This is a genomic window from Desulfobacter sp., from assembly GCA_028768545.1.
Taxonomy (GTDB): domain Bacteria; phylum Desulfobacterota; class Desulfobacteria; order Desulfobacterales; family Desulfobacteraceae; genus Desulfobacter.
Genome location: CP054838.1, coordinates 4,723,694 through 4,744,505 on the forward strand (window position 1 = coordinate 4,723,694; position 20,812 = coordinate 4,744,505).

Below are 20,812 nucleotides of genomic sequence, written 5' to 3' on the forward strand. Positions count from 1 at the left end.
GCTTTAATCTGATCTTAAAGGCATCAGAGTCAAATGATTTTTTTGGGGATCCAAGGTAAACCTGGCCTGGTCGCCGTCCAGGTAGTCACCTTTGAGGATGGCCATGGACAACGGATTTTCAATTTCCTGCTGAATTACCCGCTTCAGGGGACGGGCCCCGAATCCCGGGTCATATCCCTTTTGGGCCAAAAATTTAATGGCAGATGCATCCAGGTGAACCCCCAGGTTCCGGGCGGCCAGACGCTGGTTTAAAACAGCGATCTGAATGCCGGCAATCTCCATGAGATTATCAAGGCTCAGGGCATGGAAGGAGATAATCTCATCAATCCGGTTTAAAAACTCAGGCCGGAACGCCGCCTTCAGGACCTTGGCCACATCCTCATCCACCCCAGGGTCATGATTTGCGCCTGCATCCAACAGCAGTCTTGAGCCCAGATTCGAGGTCATGATGATGATGGTATTTTTAAAATCTACTGTCCGGCCATGGCCGTCGGTCATCCTCCCCTCGTCAAGGACCTGGAGCAGAATATTAAATATATCGGGATGGGCCTTTTCAATCTCGTCAAATAAAATCACGGAATAGGGTCTGCGCCGGACCGCCTCGGTCAGGTACCCGCCGTCATCATACCCCACATACCCGGGAGGAGTGCCGATGAGCCGGGCCGCACTGTGCTTTTCCATGTATTCGGACATATCCACGCGGACCATGGCCTCGGCAGAATCAAACATAAACTCTGCCAAGGACTTGGCAAGCTCTGTTTTGCCCACCCCGGTGGGCCCCATAAAGATAAAGGTGCCTATGGGCCGGTCTTCGGGCTGGAGCCCTGACCGGGCCCGGCGAACGGCATTGGAGACTGCGTCAATGGCCTTTGCCTGGCCAATGACCCGTTTTTGGATATAAGATTCCATTTCCACCAGCTTTTCTTTTTCACCCTGCAGCATCCTGGATACGGGAATTCCTGTCCAGTTTGCCACCACATCAGCAATATCGGTCTCATCCACATCCTCTTTGAGCATCTGCCGGGTCTCCTGCAAAGCGGCAAGCCCTTTTTTCTTGTCTTCCAGGGCCTGGTTCAACTCTGCCAGAGCCTCATAACGGATCTGGGCCACTTTTTCCAGATCCCCCTGGCGCTCTGCTAGCTGGGCCTGGGTCTGGAGCCGGTCAATCTCTTCCCGGATCCCTGAAATTTCCTGGATCAGGGATTTTTCACTCTCCCAGTGAAGCTTTAAAGGCCGAATTTGCTCTTCCAAATCCGCCATCTGCTGTTCTAAAAGCCCAAGGCGTTCTCTGGATGCAGCATCCTTTTCCTTGATCAAGGCCTGGCGCTCAATCTTGGCCTGGGTAATTTTGCGCTGGATCTCGTCAATGGCCCTTGGCATGGAATCAATTTCTATTCTCAGCCTGGAGGCGCATTCATCCACAAGATCAATGGCCTTGTCCGGTAAAAACCGGTCTGAGATATACCTATTGGACAGGGTGGCGGCAGCCACAATGGCAGAATCCTTGATACGGATCCCGTGGTGAACCTCATATTTTTCCTTGAGTCCCCGTAAAATGGAAACCGTATCTTCCACAGAGGGCTCTCTGGCATACACCTGCTGAAACCGCCTTTCCAGGGCGGGATCTTTTTCAATATATTTGCGGTATTCATCCAAAGTGGTGGCCCCCACACAGCGCAGACTGCCCCGGGCCAGGGCCGGCTTGAGCATGTTTGAAGCATCCACAGATCCCTGGGCTGCCCCGGCACCCACCACCGTATGAAGCTCGTCAATGAATAAAACAATCTCCCCCTGGGCGGATTCCACCTCCTTGAGAACCGCCTTTAACCGGTCTTCAAACTCCCCTCTGAACTTGGCCCCGGCCAGGAGCGCCCCCATATCCAGGGCCACCACCCGCCTGTTTTTAAGGGCGTCAGAGACATCTCCTTCCACAATCCTCTGGGCCAGGCCTTCCACGATGGCGGTCTTGCCCACGCCGGGCTCTCCCATGAGCACCGGGTTATTCTTCCTGCGGCGGGAAAGAACCTGGACGATCCGCCGGATCTCTTCATCCCGGCCGATCACCGGATCCAGCTTGCCCCTCCGGGCAAGGTCGGTCAAATCCCGGCCGAATTTTTCCAGGGCCTGGTATTTTTCCTCGGGATTCGGGTCAGTCACCTGCTGGCTGCCCCTGATATCTTTGAGCACGGCCAAAATGGCCTCCCGGGTGATGCCGGAGCGATTTAAAAGCTCACCCGCCGTCCCCTTTGTCCGTGCCAGACTGATCAAAATATGTTCCAGGCTCACATATAGATCTTTCATCTTTGAGGCTTCTTTAAAGGCAAGATCAATCACCTTGCGGCTCTCTTTGGAAAGATAGGGATCTGCATTTCCAGGGACCTTGACCATCTTGTCAAAGGCCTGGTTCAACTCCTGAACCAGTCCCTGGGGACTGACCCCGATCTTGTTAAAAATTGAAATGGCCATGCCGTCGGGATCCTTTAGGGCCGCCCCTAAAAAATGAACCGGTTCAATGGCCTGGTGACCCCGTTCCTGGGCAAGGGTCTGGGCCTGGTGAAGCATTTCCTGGGACTTGATTGTTAATTTGTCAAAGTTCATGTATTACCTCCAATTCTATTCTTCATTACTTTTCACACTTACAGCCAATAAAGTAATGCAGTTTTATTATAGGTCAATATCTTAATTTTTATGATAAAATTCTGGCCTGATTTTTCCACCGACACTTGTCTGCATCGCTACAATTGCCGGGATGAACCGGCCCTTTAAAAATAAAATCTTCCCCCCAGGTTTCATGGACAAAATATTATAAACATTTCCTTGGGCCGCGTTGACAACTCCCACCCTGTGGTATATTTTAAGACAGGATCAAATACCCATAATATATCGGGAACATTCATGGACAGTCTGAATTTTAAAACAATGAGATCAAGACTTGGTAAAACCCAAAAAGAGCTGGCACAGCTTTTGGGAATTTCCATCAAAGCCGTCCACAGCTATGAACAAGGGTGGCGCAAAATCCCCCACCATGTGGAGCGGCAACTTTTATTCCTTTTATCCCGGATCATTCATCCCCTAAAGGGCAATAAAAAATGCTGGGATATTCTCAACTGCCCAGAAGAAATCCAAAAAAACTGTCCGGCCAAAGAATTTCAGTCCGGAGACCTGTGCTGGTTTATCAACGGCACCCGATGCAGCGGCAAGGTTCACGGATCCTGGGAAGACAAGATGGAAGAATGTAGAACCTGCAAGGTTTTTTTAAACTTTTTTAAAACAGAACAAGGAATATTAATTGATGAATAAGTTGACCATGGACCACGAGGCCTGCCACACGGATCGGGAAACCATGTCTGACCAGCGCAGGGCATTGCCCGGGGCCATAGAAAAAATCATGAACTCTCTGGAAGATGACCATTGTTTTGCCCATATCGGAGATGCACCCATCCATTTTTCAACCTCCGTACGTGAAATGATCGACAAGTTCAGGGAAATTTTATTCCCGGGATATTTTTCCAAAGAAAAGGTGGATGAAGCCAACCTGCCCTTTCACATGGGCCAGGCCGTATCAAGGCTTTTTGATATTCTCTCCGAACAGGTCATCCATGTGCTTCGCCACGACTGCCTGCGATATGACCAGGTCTGTTCCGAATGCGAGCCCAGGGGAAACAAGGTGGCCTTAGAGGTGATCAAGGCCATACCCGAACTTCGCTCCTGCCTGTCTGAAGATGTCAGAGGCGCCTTTGACGGGGATCCTGCAGCCAAAAGCCATGATGAGGTCATTTTTTCCTATCCAGGCCTTTATGCCATTACCGTATACAGGATTGCCAATATCCTCCACAGCCTCAAGGTGCCCCAACTGCCCAGAATCATGTCGGAAGATGCCCACAGCCTCACCGGGATCGACATTCATCCCGGGGCCGTTATCGGCAAGCGCTTTGTCATTGACCACGGCACCGGCATTGTTATCGGAGAGACCTCTGTGATCGGCAACAATGTGAGAATTTACCAGAATGTCACCATTGGCGCCCTGTCCCTGCCCCCCAATGCAGGGGAAAAACTCAGGTGGGCCAAACGCCATCCCACGATAGAAGATGACGTGATTGTCTATTCAGGCGCAACCATTCTGGGCGGAGAAACCGTTGTGGGTGCCCGGTCTGTGGTTGGAGGCAACGTATGGATCACCCAGTCCATTCCGGCCGATACCAAGGTCTTTATAGAAGAGCCAAGACTGATTTACAAAAACCAGGAAAAAATAAAGGGGTCCCATGAAAAAAATATCTGACGTCACCCAGGCATGCGGCAATACCCCTCTGGTCTATCTGGAAAAACCCTCCCAAGACTGCGGGGCCTCTCTTTTTGCCAAGCTCGAATATTTCAATCCCCTGTCCAGTGTAAAGGACAGGATCGGGCAGGCCATGATCCAGGAAGCCATCAAAAGCAAAAAAATCGACAAAAAGACCCTGATTGTCGAGCCCACCTCGGGCAACACCGGCATTGCCCTTGCCTTTGTCTCCCGGGTCAAAGGGCTTAAACTCATATTGACCATGCCCGACACCATGAGCCTTGAACGGCGCAGGCTATTGATCCACTTAGGCGCCGAACTGGTGCTCACCCCCGGAACCCAGGGGATGAAAGGGGCCATTGAAGAGGCGCACAGGATAGTAGACGCCCATGGCAACGCCTTTATGCCGGACCAATTCTCAAACCCTGCCAACCCAAGAATCCACAGAAAAACAACCGGACCTGAAATCTGGGACGCCCTTGAAGGAGACATCGATATTTTTGTGGCCGGGGTGGGCACCGGCGGCACCATCACAGGCGTGTCAGAATTTATCAAGGAAAAAAAGCCCGGCCTTGTCACCCTTGCGGTTGAGCCCAAAGACTCGCCTGTGATCTCAGGGGGAAATCCCGGCCCCCACGCCATCCAGGGTATCGGTGCGGGGTTTATCCCGGACAATTTAAACCAGAAGATCATTGACCGGATTTTCCAGATTGAATCTGCCCATGCCCTGGCCGGTGCCAGAAGGCTTGCAAAAGACTGCGGCATTCTTTGCGGCATCTCTTCAGGAGCCAATTTCCATGCGGCATTTGAAACCGGGAAAAAACATCCCGGTTCATCCATTGTCTTTGTGGCCTGTGATACAGGAGAACGATATATCAGCACAAACCTGTTCATGGACTGATCCTGAATCTTTGTTTTTTTACTTGCCAACCTGATTTCTATGCATAAATTAAAGCATTTAAATCAGGGGCATTTATGAACCAGAAATTAAACGGGGTGTTGTTCGGGCTGGCAGCGTTTACAGCCTGGGGGTTTTTACCGGTCTATTGGAAACAGATGCAGGCGGTCAATGCCTTTGAGATTCTCTGCCACCGCATTGTCTGGTCATGTCTTTTTCTTGGGGGCATCATTTCCTTTCAAAAAAGGTGGGATGAGGTTTTTAATATCATCCACAATCCAACAGCCCTGATCCGCCTTGTCATCAGCGGGCTGCTCATCGGTCTTAACTGGTTTATCTATATCTGGGCCGTGAATTCGGGCCGGGTGGTGGAAACCAGCCTGGGATATTATATCAACCCCATGATCAATGTGCTTTTAGGATTTCTTCTCCTAGGAGAACGGTTCAGCAGGCTTCAGTGGATTGCCGTGCTTTTGGCCATGACAGGGGTGATCTATTCCCTGGCCGCATACGGGTCATTGCCCCTGTTTGCACTGACCCTGGCCGTTACCTTTGCCCTGTACGGCTTTTCAAGAAAAAAAATTGAAGCAGCCCCCATCCCGGGCCTGTTCATTGAAACCCTGGTCTTGTTCGTTCCGGCCCTGGCCTATATCGGATTCAGAATCGGTTTGGGCACCACCCCATTTATTCAGGAAACAGGCATCACCCTCTGGTGCCTGGGATCCGGAGTGGTGACCAGCCTTCCGCTGCTCTGGTTTGCATCGGCTGCCAAACGGCTGAACCTGTCCACCATCGGCATCCTCCAGTATCTGGCACCCTCGATCGCCTTTGTCCTCGGCGTCTTTGTCTACCAGGAGCCCTTTACCCGCCACAGCTTAGTCACCTTTGCCTTTATCTGGGCAGGAGTGGTCCTCTATATACGGGAATCCTGGAAAGCATCCCGGCAATAGCGCCCATAAAAAAAGGCCTGAACCCCTAATATCTATGCGGGTTCAGGCCCACGCTTGGACAAAACAATAATCAGATCATTTTTCCGTCTTTCCAAAAAGGAGACATCTGCCGAAGCTTGTCAATGGCCGGAACCAGGGTCTCGACAATGAGGTCCATTTCCTCTCTGGTATTATAGTGGGACAGAGAAAAACGAATGGTGCCATGGGCAGATTTAAAGGGCACTTCCATGGCCATGAGCACATGGGAGGGATCCAGGGAACCCGAGGTACAGGCAGACCCGGAGGAGGCGCATATCCCTTTTCTGTCCAAAAGCATGAGAATGGATTCCCCTTCCACCGCATCAAAGCCCATGGATAATGTATTGGGAAGGCGGTTCTCTGTGTCCCCGTTCACCGAGGTGGCGGGAATCTCTTTTAAAAGCCGGGATTCAAGATAATCCCTTAAGCCCTTTACCTGGGTGTCCATCAGGCCAAGGTTTTCCTTTGCCAGTTCACAGGCCTTTCCAAGCCCGATAATGGCGGCAGTGTTTTCCGTGCCCCCCCGGCGGCCCCCTTCCTGGTGTCCGCCAATGAGAAAGGGTAAAAATTTAAACCCCTTTTTTACATAAAGGACCCCCACCCCCTTGGGCGCATGAATTTTATGACCGGACAAGGAAAGCATATCCACGCCCGCAGCTTTCACATCAATCTCCACCTTGCCCGTGGCCTGGACCGCATCCGTATGGAAAAGAATACCTTTTTCCTTTGCCTTTTGGGCAATTTCTTCAATGGGAAATATCACCCCGGTCTCATTATTTGCCCACATCAGAGAAATAAGAGCAGTATTCTGGGTCATGCTTTCATACAGGATATCTGTATCCAGCCGCCCCTTTTTATCCACAGGCACAAAGGTGACCTCATACCCCTGGGTCTGAGCCAGATGGGAAAATAAATTCTTGATGGCCGGGTGCTCCACCACCGAGGTGATCAAATGCTTTTTTTCAGGAAAGGCTTTAATGGCGGCGTTTATGGCGGCATTGTCACTCTCTGTCCCGCAGGAGGTAAATACGATCTCCTCGGGCTGGGCATTGATCAACTGGGCCACCTGCTGCCGGGCCCTGCGTATCTTTTTCCCCACTTCATCCCCAAAGGTATACATGGACGAAGGGTTTCCGTAAAACTGGCCCAAAAAGGGAACCATGGTTTCAATTACCTCATCTGCGACCTTGGTGGTGGCATTGTTGTCCGTATAAATCACATCCATGGCGTATTTCCTTAATTTTCCTGTGCCTGTTTTGCGGTTTCAATCACCTCTTCAATCCGGTCCAGGCATTGTCCGCATCCCCCGCCGGCCTTGAGGTAATGGGTCACATCTTCGGTGGTTTCAAGCCCGTTGGTTTTGACCGCATCAATAATTTCAAGGTCAGTGACATCAAAGCATTCGCAGACCACTTCGCCGGGTTTGGCAAGGATCTGTATCCCCCTGAAATCGGCAATGGCTTTTTTCAAGGCAGACTGCCCCATGACCGAGCAATGCATTTTTTCCTTGGGCAACCCCCCTAAATAATCAGCGATATCGTCATTGGTTACACGGGCGGCCTCGTCTAAGGTCATGCCCTTGATAATTTCGGTAAGGGCCGAAGAAGAGGCCACAGCGCTTGCGCAGCCAAATGTCATAAAAGAGGCATCAATGATCCGCTCATTCTCATTCACCTTTAAAAACAGCTTTAAGGCATCCCCGCAATTGAGGGAACCAGTTTCTCCTACAGCATTGGCATCTTCCATCTCACCGACATTTTTAGGATTTAAAAAATGTTCTTTGACCTTATCTGTGTAATCCCACATGATTTTTCTCCTTGTTCCGCTTTACAAAATGCCCTGTTCAGGGATCGGATATCTGGATAAAAGAATACTACAGGGTGGTAGATTGTCAACATGGTCATTTGAATATTTTCCCGTTTCTTGATTTATCCGTTTCCCGATGTCTCCAGACAACCTGGCAATTTAATTTGCAAAAAACGAGCCTGAGCGCAACCGGACCGGGATGGGTTTGCCGATGGAGATCAGGCCGGGATCTGAACAGGGATCCATGACCACATCCCGTGTAATGATTCTCACCCCGTTTTCAACCGCCCAGACCAGCTTATCCCCATAGACCGGATCAATGTCCCAGGCCGGCGCAAATGAATTTGCATCCATGCGCTGGATCAGATAAAAAATAACGGCCCCATGTCCCTGTTGACGAAGCATGACCAGTTCTTCCAGATGCTTTTGCCCCCTGAGCGTAACTGCATCGGGAAACATGGCACGGCCTGCTTCGACCAGGGTACAATTTTTAATTTCAACATAGCAGCGCTTGCCGCGCTCATCTTCGAGCAAAAGGTCCAGCCGGGTATGAGCAGAGGTCTTGACCTCAGACCTGACCCGGGTATATTCGTCCAACTCCTCCACCAGGTGGTTTTCAATGGCCTGTTTCACCAGCCGGTTAGGTACCTGGGTGTTGATGCCGATATACGAGTCTTTTGTCTGGATCACTTCCCAGGTATATTTAAGCTTGCGTTTCGGGTTGTCGCTTTGGGACACCCAGACCCGTGCCCCGGCTTCGGCACACCCGCGCATGGAGCCTGAGTTCGGACAATGAGCGGTGATCACGTCCCCCGTGTCCAGTTCAATATCGGCTAAAAACCGTTTATACCGTTTGATGAGTCTTCCCTGAATCAGGAAAGGCAGTTCATATCCTTTGTAAACTGTCATGAATATCCTTTTTTTAAATAAAACGTCTGCTAACCTATTACAATGATAAGAGTTTCATTTTTGGCCGGGAACAAATACCATGCCCCGGCCAGTTTCTGCCCTTTAGGGTATGCCGGATAACAAATACCGAGATAAATCTTTTAAATCCATCTGATCCCGTATGCCAAACCGGGTCAGGGCAAAATCGTACTTGACCGGATCATGGGGCTCAATCTGCCGAAATCCCCGGGTGATCTCAAGGGCGCACCCCTTGTTGGCCGCTTTTTTTTGGGTAAAGCCCATGAGGGTCCCGATTTTATAAATATGGGTATCAATGGGATACACCAGTTCCGAGGGGGACAAGGTAGACCAGCCGCCTGGATCCACCTCGTCTTTGCGCACCATCCACCGCAAAAAAAGAAAACTTCGCTTGCAGGCTGAATTTTTTCGGGGATCTGCCAAAAGATGGCCTGGATCCCCGGATTCTAAAATTGTCTGGTACATGGCTGTCAGCCCCTGAACCGGACCGGCAGAGGTTGGGGCCGACAAAAAACAGCCTTCCAGAGAGCCATGGGTTTTAAGAATATTTTGAATCCCGCTAAAAAGGCTGCACAAATGGGCCTCTGTGGCAAACCGATATTTAAACCCCCTAAACCTGTTTTGGATCTGATCCAAACTGGACCGGGTTAAAAATCTATGGGGAGAATCTCCCAGCTCAGCCAGCACATGGCCAACGGTTTTCATGATCATGCCCACCCGGCCGTAGGCCAGGCATGAGGCCACCATCCCAACGATTTCCCGGTCTTGAATTTCAGGGTAATCGTAAAGAAACAACAGGGGATCAGGATCCACAAACGCTCTTTTAGTATACCGTTCATAAAGGGTATCAAGCTTTTGTTTAAATTTTTTATCCTTTTGTTTTCCCGGCATCTTCTTTCCAATGGTCTGTTAGAATTTTATCTGTATCTGTCCCAAGCCCTTGCCGCAATCCCCTTCCACAATAATTAAAAGCAAGATAAGGGCCAGACCCGATCTCGATCCTGGGGCTGGCCTGGATTTTCACTTGACAGGATTTTACCCTTGGCCGTAAAATACTATTTTTCAATTATTATCATTTAAGGAGACCAGATGCTGCAGGAAAAAAAAATCGGGTTTATCGGCAGCGGCAACATGGGCGAAGCATTGGTCAGCGGCCTTGTGCTGTCCAAGGCGGCAAAGCCTGAAAATATCATTTGCTCGGATATTGATACCACACTTTTACAAAAGGTTCAGTCAAAATACGGAATAAAGACCACCACGGACAATATTCAGGTCTGTAAGGAATCGGAAATCATCATCTATGCCACAAAGCCCCAGATCCTGGGATCGGTCCTCAAACAGACCGCACCGGCCCTGAACAAGACCAAGCTGGTGATTTCCATTGCCGCAGGGGTGCCTTTGGCAGCCATTGCCGCAGGGCTGGACAAAGAGCTGCGTCTGATCCGGTCCATGCCCAATATCTGCGCCTTTGTCAAAGAAAGCGCCACAGCCATTGCCGCAGGTCAATTTGTAGTGGACGGGGATGTGAAACTGGCAAGAGCCATATTTGACTCTGTGGGCGAAACCGTGTTTATCCAGGAAAATGTACTCATGGATGCCTTTACCGGCTTGAGCGGGTCAGGACCGGCCTATATTTTCACCATTGTGGATGCCATGGCAGATGCAGGGGTTAAGATGGGGTTGTCCAGAAAAGACTCATTGTTTTTATCCACCCAGACAATTTTAGGGGCAGCCCGGATGCTTTTAGAGTCCAAGGAACACCCGGGCCAGCTCAAGGACAGGGTGGCATCACCCGGGGGCACGGCCATCGCCGGTATCCACACCCTGGAACAGGGAGGGTTGAGAACCACCCTGATCAATGCCGTGGAATCTGCAGCAAAACGGTCAAAGGAGCTGGGAGATATGATGGTCAAAGATTTTATCGAAAACTCCAAGAACGGCAAATAAAAAAACCATGGCCCGGAATCTTAGGGCAGACTCCGGGCCATGGCCCTGGCAAAGGAACGTTAAGGAGGCGGTTATGGGTTTAAATAAAAACAGTGGTTAACTGTTTTTATACGTCAAGTTCCTTTTTAAGCCAGTCACGAACTTTCCCTTCAACGGCATATACCCCTTTGTATTTTCCGATCCCCTGAAGAAACTCAGCTTCAAGATCCTTGGGAAGCTTGAAATTGCCAAGCTCTTCCGAATCAAACCCCTTTCTTCGAACCAGGGTGAGGATGGGCTGTTTTTTCCAGGTATTGATCACAAAGTAAACGGTTTCATTATCATTATCCCTGGAATTGTAATAACTCTGGGACCTTAAGGGCCCCCACTCCAGATGAAGTGCAATGGCCTCTTCAGGCGTCATTTCCCAATCCACTGAATTTACTAGGTTAAGGTTTTTTCTTATTTCATGAAGTCTCATTTTCCCTCCATTTTATTCAGGTTAAACAATTTCATAAAATATTGTAAAAGCAAGCACTGTGCCAACAAAGCCAAAGGCAAATTTATTGCTTTAATTACAGAGAGTTATATTTTTTTTCAAAAGAAAATAGGATAGAGAAGGAAGGATGATACAAGATAAGAGACAGTCATACAGAGACACTATTGTCTCTGTATGACTGTCTCAATTAACCCTACCGATTAATAGTTTTCGCAGAGAATTTCAAAATACCCCTGGGGCTTAACACAGCCCGGACATTTATCAGGAGCGCGCTTGCCCAAATGGATATAACCGCAGCCCAGGCAGCGCCATTTTTGTTCCTCTTTTCGTGAAAAACTATTATCCTTGTCAATGTTGTCAGCCAGGTGTAAGAAAAGCTGTTCATGATAATTTTCAGATACAATAATGGCCTCAAAGGTATCTGCAGCCCTTTCAAACCCCTCTTTGCGGGCGTCTTGAGCAAAGCCTGCATACATGTCGTAGCTCACATAATGCTCAAGTTCTGCAGAGGAGAGAAGATTGGCATGGGTGTTTTGTATCACGCCTGAAGGAAAAGACCAGTTCACAGGCAGGTGCCCCCCGTTGAAAAATTTGAAAAACCTCAGGGCATGTTCAAATTCCTGGTCTGCGGTTTCCTTGAATAATTTGGCGATCTGGATAAACCCCTCGTCCTGGGCCCGGTCCGCAAAAAAATCGTATCGGGTTCTGGCCTGGGTCTCTGCGGCAAAGGATGCCTGGAGATTGAGGGCGGTCTGGCTCTCCCTGAACTTACCCATAAATGTCCCCTTTATTCCTCTATTTCAATGGCATCTGCGCCGCATTCGGCCGCTGCCTGACGGACAATATCCTTGAGATGGTCAGGAATGGGGTCGATCAGGACCTTTGAAAGCAGTGCATCTTCATCATATTGAAACACTTCAGCACAAAGATTGTTACAATTTCTGTCACCCATACAATTTGAGGTAATGGTCACTTTCATTCTGGTTCTCCTTTTTGAATTGAGGTTATGATACGAAAAATTCAGCCCGACCGCATCCAGCCATGGAATTTTTCCACCCATGCCAAGAGTCTTTCAGGGGCATGGGCTTTTTTCCAAAGGCCGGCTGCATATTTATTTGCTTCTGCCATGGTGGGATAGATGTGGATGGTTCCCAGGATTTTGTTCATCCCGATACCATGGGTTTTCGCCAGAACAAACTCTGGGATCATTTCAGAGGCATGATGCCCCACTATGGTTACCCCTAAAATGGCATCCCTGCCCGGAACAGTCAATACCTTAAGAAACCCGGAGGTTTCAGAATCTGTAATGGCCCGGTCAAGTTCGCTGATCTGGTAAATGGTTTTTTCATAGTCAATATTTTCAGCCAGGGCCTCTTGCTCGTTGAGCCCCACCCGGGCCACTTCAGGATCCGTATACGTGGCCCAGGGAATGGTCTTGTAATTGGCCTTGAATTTTTTCAATTTGCCGAACAGGGCATTGACCGAGGCATACCAGGCCTCATGGGCGGCGGTGTGGGTAAATAAAAATTTACCGTGAACATCTCCGCAGCAAAATATATTGGGATAGTTGGTCTGTAAAAAACCATTGGTCCGAATCCTGCCCTTGGGGTCCACCACCACGCCGATCTCTTCCAGGCCAAATCCTTTGGTATTGGGCACCCGTCCAAGGGCCACCAGGATCTGGTCAAAGAAAAGGATCACCTCATCTCCTTTATGGTCACAGACCAGCATCTTTTGCCCCTGGTCCACACGGATCTCCTTGGCATGGTGATCCAGACAAAGGGTCAACCCCTCTGATCTGAACTGGGCCGTCACAATATCCACTGCATCCGGGTCTTCTTTTTTCATGATCCGTGCAGACCTTTGAACCAGGGTCACCTGGCTGCCCAGGCGCTGGAAGGACTGGGCCAGTTCACACCCTATGGGACCGGCCCCAAGGACCAATAGACGGCCGGGCAATTGCCTAATATCCCAGATGGTGTCCGAGGTAAAATATTGAATTTGATCAAGGCCTTTTAAATCCGGCACCATGGGTCTTGCTCCGGTGGCCACAATGATATTTTTGGTTGTAATTTTTTGATCTTTTACCCTCACCTCAAAGGGGGAAACAATCTTGGCCCGGCCTTTGATGCAGTCCACCCCAAGCGCTGAATACCGGGCCACGGAATCGTGGGGTTCAATGGCCTTGATCTTGTCCTGGACCCGGGCCATGACATCGGCAAAATCAAAGGTTACATCCATTTGCTTAAACCCGAATTCCTTTGCCCGGGCAGCCTGGGCCAGAATCCTGGCAGAGGCAATCAAGGACTTGCTGGGCACACACCCGGTGTTCAGGCAATCCCCGCCCATCTTGTTTTCTTCGATCAAGACCACCTTTGCCTTTGCGGCCGCAGCAATATAGGAAGAGACCAACCCTGCGGCGCCAGCCCCGATCACCACCAGATTATAGTCAAATCCACGGGGTTTTTTCCAGTGGGCGTAGATCTTTTTGCCCCGGATCCATTCAATTATTTTTTTGGCAGCCAGGGGAAAAATCCCAAGCAGAGCAAAGGACAAAATCAGGCCAGGCGATAAAATACCGGCCAAAGAATCTATCCTGCCCAGCATGGTGCCGGCATTGACATAGACAATGGTGCCGGGCAGCATCCCGACCTGGGAGACCAGATAAAAAATCCGGACGGGAATGGCGGTAAGCCCCATGACCAAATTGATGACAAAAAAAGGAAACGCCGGGACCAGGCGGAGGGTAAACAGATAAAATCCCCCTTCCTTTGCAATGCCCTGGTTAATGGCCGCAAGCTTGGATGAAAATTTAGTCTGAACCCAGTCTTTGAACATATATCTGGACAATAAAAAAGCCAGGGTCGCGCCGATGCTTGAGGCAAAGGAAACCGCAATCACTCCTGTAAACAGGCCGAATACAGCCCCCCCGGCAAGCCCCATCACCGTTGCCCCGGGCAAAGAAAGTCCTGTGATCAATATATAGACAACCATGTAAAGGGCAATGCTCACCTTTTTGTTGCCCTGGTAAAATTCTCTTAAATCATCCAGACGGTTTTTTAAAAAGGGAAAAGAAAAATAATGGTCCAAATCAAACAAAAAAAACAAAAGAATGAAAATCAGAATGCCCAACATCAAGAGCCATTTTGTTTTAATATATTTTTTCATTCTTCGTCTCTTTTGTTTAAAGATTCTGCTCTATGGCCTGGAACCTGCGGATAAACCGCCGGTCAATATAATCCTTGGCCCAAAAGGCGATCCGCCCCCCGAAAATCAGGCGATTCTTTTTAAGCACCCCTTGTCCGCCGCCAACATTAAAAATCAAAAGATAATCCGGCCCCGGATCAAAGGGCTCTAAAAAAGACCCATCCAGGGCAGCCATGAGATTGTGCAAAAGAACAGGATTTTGCCTGACCGCATAGACCCCGACCTTGTCCAAAGGCTGGGGCTTATGATAGATGCAGTCACCGCCTCCAAAAATTTGGGGATATTCAGGACTCTGGAGAAACCGGTTGACTAAAAGGCCCTTGTCAGGTCCCGTGGGAAGGCCTGAGGCCTCAAATATGGTGGAGGGAACCACTCCCAGGGCCATAAAGGTGAAATCCGTTTTAAATGATTCTTTGGAAGACAGGACAATTTGATCTTGGCTCACCTGGTCCACATACCCGGTTTCCAAAATTTCAATCCCCCGCCGGACCAGGATGGCCCTCACCCTGCCCCTGACCTTGGACGGAAACCTAGTCATGAATCCCTTACCGGCAAAAATTCTTATCCTGGGCTGATGGGCCTTGATTTTCTGCCCCAGCTGCCAGACATTTCCCGCCACCTCAGCCGATGAGGGGCCACCCCCCACAACAGAAACAACAACCTTTTTCTCCTTGAACAGCGCAACAAGCTTTTGGGAGGCCTCCATGAGTTTTTCAATGGGCTTTACCGGATAAACATTTTCAAACCCATCCCCGGCTGCACCCATGGGGACATAGGACCCTACGTTAAACGAGAGAACATCATATTCAAAATCATTGCCGGACTGAGTAAATACCTGTTTCAGCTCAGGATCTATTTTCACCACCCTGTCCCGGATAAAAACCCCGCCCTGGGAGGTGACCACCCGTTGGGTGGCAAACCTGATATCTTCAGGCGTATAGGTGGTGCCCAACATGCCGGGCCCCATGCCCGAGTAATAATGGTAAGCCGAAGGGGCAATCACCGTGACCTTGTACCCCTTGTTTGTAAATGTTGAAATACTTTCCAGGGTCATCATATGGGCATGGCCCCCACCCACCAGAACAAGATGCTTTCTCATCTTTTATATCTCCTGAACGCTTTAGCCCGAATATCTCATAACCTGAAGGTCAGAAACTGAAAATTCGAGGAAACTGGATATTAATCCCTTTAAATACACCAAATTATCCTTGTTTACCAAACCCATTCCAAGGACAGTCACCCTTCGGGCGAACCGATTTTACCTTATCTGCGTTGTTGCAGACCGTTCGCAGTAGAGTCACTACGGTTTCACGGCCTGAGGCCTTGCTGCTAAAGCAAAATCGATTTGTGACATATGCGGGCACCTCAAATCATCCATCTTGGATCAAAGGGTGTCCATTAACCTGCCAAGACTTGCCAAGTGTTCTTTTTCCTCATCTGCGATTTTTAAAACCACTGCCCTTGACGGCCCCGGGGACACCTGGGCGCCCACCCGCTGGTAAAGATCCAGGGCCTGGGCCTCAATGGACATGGCCAAAGAGACCACATCAGCAGGAGAACTTAAATCCGGGTTGAACAGGTCCAGATACTCATCCGTGGTCATTCCCCCTTCCATGGCCTTTGCAGTGGCCATGGAAGACAGATCTTCCACGGTTATTCCGGGGTGTCCAAGATCCTCAAACGCCCTGACAATGGATTTTTGATGTTGCACCTCAATGCGGCCCAATTTCTCAAACAAGGACCGCACATGATCATTCAGGGCCTTGCCGGCCATGGAAAAATAAAATTCTTCAAGCCCCTGCTCAAGGGAAAAGGCCGCCTTGAGTATCTCTTCGAGACCTTCATGTTCTGAAAAAAGATGAATCCCTAAATCCTGGGGTCCCACGGCCGTTTGTGACTGCCAGGCCTTAATGCCTCCGGAGACATTATATACTTTTTTAAATCCCTTGCCCGCCAGCATCTGGGCAGCCACACGGCTGCGCCCGCCAACGGCTCAGTAAACCAGAACCGGCTTTTCCCTGTCAAGTTCCCAAACCCTGTCACCCAGCTGGGGCAAGGGAATCAACATTGCTCCCGGGATATGGGACTGCTGGTACTCTTTGGGCTGTCTCACATCCAGGATGGTGACCTCATCAATGCCAGATCCCTGGATCATGGATTGGGTCTGGTGAAAATCAATGGATTCTGCCGGGGTAAAAAACTGCATCCACTTCATGGTATCCTCCTGAAATCAAATCATCCCAAGGGTTTAAAACTTTTAGGGCTGGCGCCGCATACCGGGCATTTCCACTCTTCAGGCAGGTCTTCAAACCGTGTTCCTTTTTTGATTTTCCCCTTACGATCTCCCCTGTCCGGGTCGTAGATACATCCGCAATTGGCCACCTGACATTGATACATATCTTTGGGTTCTGACATTTTTTTCTCCTTTGGTTGTGATTACCAAACACCCTTTTTTAGATTACGGGCAAGTTGAATTTACAATACTCATGAATGTTTTTATTCTTACACCAAATCCCCTCTATTGTCCTCATTTAATTCACCTGAAAACAAAATGAAAAATTAAGCCTTATTATCCCCCGGCTTCTGCCACCGGTCCAAAGGCCAGGGCGTAAACCAGTGCTGTCTTTGGGGTCAGCCCTAAGAGGGCTTGGGCTTCAAAATCATACATGGCCCCGACCCCGCAAGCGCCAAATGGCAAAAATCCAAAAGGCAAAGATTGGATTTGCAAAGATTGGGCCATAATATAAATCGTCTGGGCCATCCTCCCGGCTCTCATCATCATCTCCCGGTATCCCCTTGGCCCCCTGTCTTTTTCCAGGCAGTCCAGGTCTGACAAAAATAAAAAAATGATCCCGGCCCGACTGATCCATCCCTGGTCCAGGCAAACCTTTGAAAGGGCAGGAGCAAAATCACCCGGTTTCATTAAATGAATCTGAGAAAAATTCTTTGAAAACAGATAAATCCCGTTTTCGCGACCTTGAAGATTTTGACAGACCATGCCCAGGCTTAAATGGGGAAACACTTTTCCAAGGCATGCACGAGAATCTCCCCATCCGAGGGCCAGCCCCTTGAACAGCCGTTGCTGATCCTGGGAAGAGATGGGGTGTAAAACAAAATTGCGCCGGGATCTGCGATTTTTTATAAGGGATTCAAGGAGATAAAATTTATCTGAAAAAAAGAAGGGGGCCTGAACTTTTTCTTGCCCTGAAATATCCAAACTTAAAATCGGATCCCCGTCCATGACCCTTTCCGGCCCTTTAAACCCGGGGAAATGACCTTTATGGCCAGATCCGAAATTTCCTGATTCATGAATTTGAGACAAAATTTTATAATCCAAAAGATATCAGGGTTCTGTTTTAGGGATATGGGGGTCATGAAAATCCGGCCGGGTCCGCAGATAAAACCGATCGAGGAGACCTGACGCAGAATGGTCCCGCCCAATGGTAACAAGGGCCAGGGGCACCTCCATTCCCATGTCAATGCCTAAAAAATCGCCCAGAAGCGTATCTGCAAATTCGTAGGCCACCCCATGTTCAATACCCAGGCTTTTCAATATCATTGATAGATTTTCCACCAAATGTCCGGAATCTAAAAGCATATACCGATAGGCCCGGTGGCGGTACTTCCATGCACTGTTGTAAAATGAGGCCGTGATGATGAAAAAGGCCTTCAAGGAATCATCTTGTTCCTGTCTTTGGGCCAAGATTTGGGGTATGGAGGAGCGAATCTGTATCAGACTGTCCTGGGCCGGGGCATAATAATACACTCCTGTATCAATTTTTTCTTGGTCTTTGACTTTTTCAGCCTTAATTTTTTGGGTCTCAAGCGCCAAATAAAGATGGCAGGGGTAAAGCCCTCCGGCCGAAGGCACGGTTCTTTGGGCAAAGAAACAGCCCTGGACCTGCTTTAAATCCTTGGCCCCATAGGCCAAAAAAAGAATATCTTTTAATTGGTTTATAAAAGAAAACCATGCTTTTCCAGGGGGTTGGTCTATAGGCGCTTTGGGCGAACCGGAGGGGGGGGGTAAACGAATGCTTTTGTTTGCCCCCAGGGATTTGGACCAGACAGGGTAATGGTTAAAATTGAGGAAATGAGACGATATCCGGTTGCGCCTATGGGCATGGGCCCAATAGTAGTCACGGGCTGAGCAGGCGTCTGGCATCACCTTGGGAGCTTCCTTTCAACCCAAACCGGCCTGGATCGATATAAAAGATGCCCGGACGTACCCGGGCCCGGGCTTCTTTTTTTATTTTTCTTTGTCCTCTTCTTGAACATCTGCCTCCATTATCATCATGCACTCATGGCATTCCAACTCCACATTGGGGACATCCCCGTACCTTTTCTTAAGCTCTTCTTCGGACAGATGGGAGGTCCCGCTGCAGCCGCACTGGGGACAGGATGTGGTAATTCTGTATTTTTTGGTCATACCGGTCCTCCTTGTTCAAGACTCTTTGCCCGTGATTCTCGGGTCATTGGGTGTGCCTGCACAATCCGGGGTGTAACAGGTATTGTCCACAAATGAACACTCCTTGTTGCAGGAGGGACACTTTTCCGGCGGGGTATCTGCTTCCAGGTTATATCCGCATTGATCGCATATCCAACTGGCCATAATATCACTCCTTGTATGGTTTTGGGATGACTCCCGTTAATCCTCATTGCCTTGGTTTGACAAAACAGGCTTGGAATAAACAACTATCAAAAAACGTGCCAAGTTTTGATTTTACGATTAAACCTTAGGGTTGACATTTTCCTCAATTGTTGGATGATGACAAAAAAACAGGACAGGGAAAATACCATTTATATGTATACCACAGATCAGGTTCCGGACGCAAACACCAGAGTCAAACCCGGCAGATCCGGCATCAGAGGGATCAAGCCAGGCCCTGACCTGATTCAGGACAGGCAACAGCCACCCTCAGCAGAGACAAGGAAAAACAATGGCAAATTCACCTAAAATCTCCGTGTGTACCCCCATCTGGAACCGGAACCATTTTATCCCCCTGATGATCAAAAACCTTAAATGCCAGAACTATCCCCATGATAAACTCACCTGGGTCATTGACGACGACGGGGATACCCCCCTGATCAGGGACGGAAAAGAGATGAGCCGATTGACCCAGGCTCTGGCCCCCATCAAAATCCGTTACCACTATTATAAGACCCGAAGAACCATCGGGGAAAAAAGAAACAATATAGCCAGGCTGTGTCCGGACCCCATATTCTGCAACATGGACAGCGATGATCTTTATTCCCCCCATTATATTGGATACAGCCTTAAAGAATTAACAACAAAGAATGCCGGATTATGCGGCTCCAAAGACATGATCTTTGTCTACCCGTTTCACAATTTTTCCATGAGCGCCATCAAATGCCGCCATTTGATCCAGATCCATGAAAACACCATGATGATGACCAAAAAATATTTTAACGCCTCAAAGGGGTTCCAAAAAACCTCAAGGGGTGAAGGGGCCGCATTGATAGGACGCAGCCCTGGAAATGTGATCCATATTAGCATCCAGAACCTTGTGGTCACTGTCTGCCACGGCAAAGGCAATATCGTGAACAAAGAGATGTTCAGGAACAAAAGAATTAAACTCAGCATCAAGGCTGAAGACAAATTGCTGTTAAATTCCATCCTCAACATTGCCTAACCCGTTCTGCCCCCCCGGGCAATACCAGGGGTCTAAAACCTGACCAGCTCCACCCGCCGGTTTTCAGCCCGGCCCTGTTCAGTTTCGTTGGTGGCCACAGGACTTGCGAATGAGACCCCGACCGGAAAAAGCCGGGACGAATCAATGCCGAAATTTTCTTTGAGTTCGGCCACCACCTGATCTGCCCTGCGCTGGGACAAATCCTTGTTGCTCTGAAAACTGCCCTTGGTATCTGTATACCCCACAACGAGCAGGTGCATGCCGGGATCTGCCTTGAGAAGCTTGGCAATCTGAACAATGGTCGGGTGTGACTCAGGTTTTAACTCGGCCTTGCCCGTATCAAACCGGATACCGTACAGGGCGATCTTCCCGTCTTGGGAAATGGCCGAAGCCATCTTTTGGGAACTGACAACCACCATTTTATCGGCCATCTTTCCGGTCGTAAGGATATCAAGGACAGTGATTGTCCTGTCCGTAAACGCCTTGCAATAGCTGCCGCCCTTAGACTTGTAGGTATGAACTGCCACAACGGTGTTTTGCGATTCAAGCGCCATGAGTTCATACCGCTGTTCAGAAATCCAGCTGGTCTGGGCGCGATGACTGTTGCTAAAATGGGGGGCTTTGATCCTGGATTCAGGCCAGAGCACCATG

Annotated in this window: 23 protein-coding genes; 6 read left to right on the plus strand and 17 right to left on the minus strand. The window is 49.3% G+C overall.

From position 1 onward, the window contains the following. Positions 1-3: 3 nt before the first annotated feature. Entirely contained in the window at positions 4-2,598 is a 2,595-nt protein-coding gene (gene clpB / locus HUN05_22945; GenBank protein WDP87631.1) for an ATP-dependent chaperone ClpB, read from the minus strand. Between the two features lie 297 nt (positions 2,599-2,895). Between clpB and HUN05_22950 the strand changes: the two genes are divergently transcribed. The 4 genes from HUN05_22950 to rarD all read left to right on the plus strand — a co-directional run bounded on the left by HUN05_22950 (position 2,896) and on the right by rarD (position 6,127). Then, the gene (locus tag HUN05_22950) at positions 2,896-3,300 is read left to right on the plus strand and encodes a helix-turn-helix transcriptional regulator (GenBank protein ID WDP87632.1); all 405 of its coding nucleotides are present in this window, start codon (positions 2,896-2,898) and stop codon (positions 3,298-3,300) included. After that, positions 3,293-4,279, plus strand: a complete 987-nt coding sequence (locus tag HUN05_22955; GenBank protein ID WDP87633.1) for a serine acetyltransferase — start codon at positions 3,293-3,295, stop codon at positions 4,277-4,279. Before HUN05_22950 ends, HUN05_22955 begins: the two co-directional genes overlap by 8 nt. Next, positions 4,263-5,180 (plus strand): cysteine synthase A, encoded by a 918-nt coding sequence (gene cysK, locus HUN05_22960; GenBank protein ID WDP87634.1) that lies wholly within the window; start codon positions 4,263-4,265, stop codon positions 5,178-5,180. The genes HUN05_22955 and cysK overlap by 17 nt, the downstream gene beginning before the upstream one ends. A 74-nt stretch (positions 5,181-5,254) precedes the next feature. Further along, a complete protein-coding gene (gene rarD, locus HUN05_22965; protein WDP87635.1) occupies positions 5,255-6,127 on the plus strand; it encodes an EamA family transporter RarD in 873 nt (290 codons plus the stop codon). Positions 6,128-6,197: 70 nt separating this feature from the next. Here rarD and nifS read toward each other — a convergent pair whose 3' ends face one another. From nifS to HUN05_22985, 4 genes are all read right to left on the minus strand, one after another. Continuing rightward, positions 6,198-7,370 carry a cysteine desulfurase NifS gene (nifS, locus tag HUN05_22970; protein WDP87636.1) on the minus strand — a complete coding sequence of 391 codons (1,173 nt, stop codon included), beginning with the start codon at positions 7,368-7,370 and terminating at the stop codon, positions 6,198-6,200. A gap of 11 nt (positions 7,371-7,381) precedes the next feature. Continuing rightward, a complete protein-coding gene (gene nifU, locus HUN05_22975) occupies positions 7,382-7,951 on the minus strand; it encodes a Fe-S cluster assembly protein NifU (protein ID WDP87637.1) in 570 nt (189 codons plus the stop codon). Between the two features lie 159 nt (positions 7,952-8,110). After that, complete coding sequence (gene sfsA / locus HUN05_22980; protein WDP87638.1) at positions 8,111-8,860, minus strand: DNA/RNA nuclease SfsA; 750 nt, start codon at positions 8,858-8,860, stop codon at positions 8,111-8,113. A gap of 102 nt (positions 8,861-8,962) precedes the next feature. Further along, a complete protein-coding gene (locus HUN05_22985) occupies positions 8,963-9,769 on the minus strand; it encodes a TIGR02757 family protein (protein WDP87639.1) in 807 nt (268 codons plus the stop codon). A gap of 198 nt (positions 9,770-9,967) precedes the next feature. Between HUN05_22985 and proC the strand changes: the two genes are divergently transcribed. Next, positions 9,968-10,825, plus strand: coding sequence for a pyrroline-5-carboxylate reductase (gene proC, locus HUN05_22990; GenBank protein WDP87640.1), 858 nt, complete (start codon positions 9,968-9,970; stop codon positions 10,823-10,825). A gap of 106 nt (positions 10,826-10,931) precedes the next feature. On the opposite strand, the gene HUN05_22995 is transcribed toward proC, so the two are convergent. From HUN05_22995 to HUN05_23045, 11 genes are all read right to left on the minus strand, one after another. Further along, positions 10,932-11,285 (minus strand): hypothetical protein, encoded by a 354-nt coding sequence (locus HUN05_22995; GenBank protein WDP87641.1) that lies wholly within the window; start codon positions 11,283-11,285, stop codon positions 10,932-10,934. A gap of 218 nt (positions 11,286-11,503) precedes the next feature. Further along, positions 11,504-12,079 carry a rubrerythrin family protein gene (locus HUN05_23000; GenBank protein ID WDP87642.1) on the minus strand — a complete coding sequence of 192 codons (576 nt, stop codon included), beginning with the start codon at positions 12,077-12,079 and terminating at the stop codon, positions 11,504-11,506. Positions 12,080-12,090: 11 nt separating this feature from the next. Next, on the minus strand, positions 12,091-12,282 hold the full coding sequence (locus HUN05_23005) for a ferredoxin (protein WDP87643.1): 192 nt from the start codon (positions 12,280-12,282) through the stop codon (positions 12,091-12,093). 41 nt (positions 12,283-12,323) lie between these two features. Then, on the minus strand, positions 12,324-14,471 hold the full coding sequence (locus HUN05_23010; protein WDP87644.1) for an FAD-dependent oxidoreductase: 2,148 nt from the start codon (positions 14,469-14,471) through the stop codon (positions 12,324-12,326). A gap of 16 nt (positions 14,472-14,487) precedes the next feature. Then, entirely contained in the window at positions 14,488-15,609 is a 1,122-nt protein-coding gene (locus tag HUN05_23015; protein ID WDP87645.1) for an FAD-dependent oxidoreductase, read from the minus strand. 285 nt (positions 15,610-15,894) lie between these two features. After that, on the minus strand, positions 15,895-16,725 hold the full coding sequence (locus HUN05_23020; protein WDP87646.1) for a ferritin-like domain-containing protein: 831 nt from the start codon (positions 16,723-16,725) through the stop codon (positions 15,895-15,897). 20 nt (positions 16,726-16,745) lie between these two features. Further along, positions 16,746-16,925 (minus strand): rubredoxin, encoded by a 180-nt coding sequence (locus HUN05_23025; GenBank protein WDP87647.1) that lies wholly within the window; start codon positions 16,923-16,925, stop codon positions 16,746-16,748. A 154-nt stretch (positions 16,926-17,079) separates the two neighbouring features. Then, complete coding sequence (locus HUN05_23030) at positions 17,080-17,751, minus strand: nitroreductase family protein (protein ID WDP87648.1); 672 nt, start codon at positions 17,749-17,751, stop codon at positions 17,080-17,082. Between the two features lie 102 nt (positions 17,752-17,853). Then, positions 17,854-18,672: a SagB family peptide dehydrogenase gene (locus HUN05_23035; protein ID WDP87649.1), complete on the minus strand. Its 819-nt coding sequence runs from the start codon at positions 18,670-18,672 to the stop codon at positions 17,854-17,856. 84 nt (positions 18,673-18,756) lie between these two features. Beyond that, a complete protein-coding gene (locus HUN05_23040; protein ID WDP87650.1) occupies positions 18,757-18,936 on the minus strand; it encodes a hypothetical protein in 180 nt (59 codons plus the stop codon). Between the two features lie 15 nt (positions 18,937-18,951). Continuing rightward, complete coding sequence (locus HUN05_23045) at positions 18,952-19,119, minus strand: hypothetical protein (GenBank protein WDP87651.1); 168 nt, start codon at positions 19,117-19,119, stop codon at positions 18,952-18,954. A 328-nt stretch (positions 19,120-19,447) separates the two neighbouring features. Here HUN05_23045 and HUN05_23050 point away from each other — a divergent pair, with 328 nt between their 5' ends. Then, positions 19,448-20,161: a glycosyltransferase gene (locus HUN05_23050; protein WDP87652.1), complete on the plus strand. Its 714-nt coding sequence runs from the start codon at positions 19,448-19,450 to the stop codon at positions 20,159-20,161. Positions 20,162-20,193: 32 nt separating this feature from the next. Here HUN05_23050 and HUN05_23055 read toward each other — a convergent pair whose 3' ends face one another. Continuing rightward, entirely contained in the window at positions 20,194-20,811 is a 618-nt protein-coding gene (locus tag HUN05_23055; GenBank protein WDP87653.1) for an OmpA family protein, read from the minus strand. Position 20,812 lies beyond the last annotated feature (1 nt).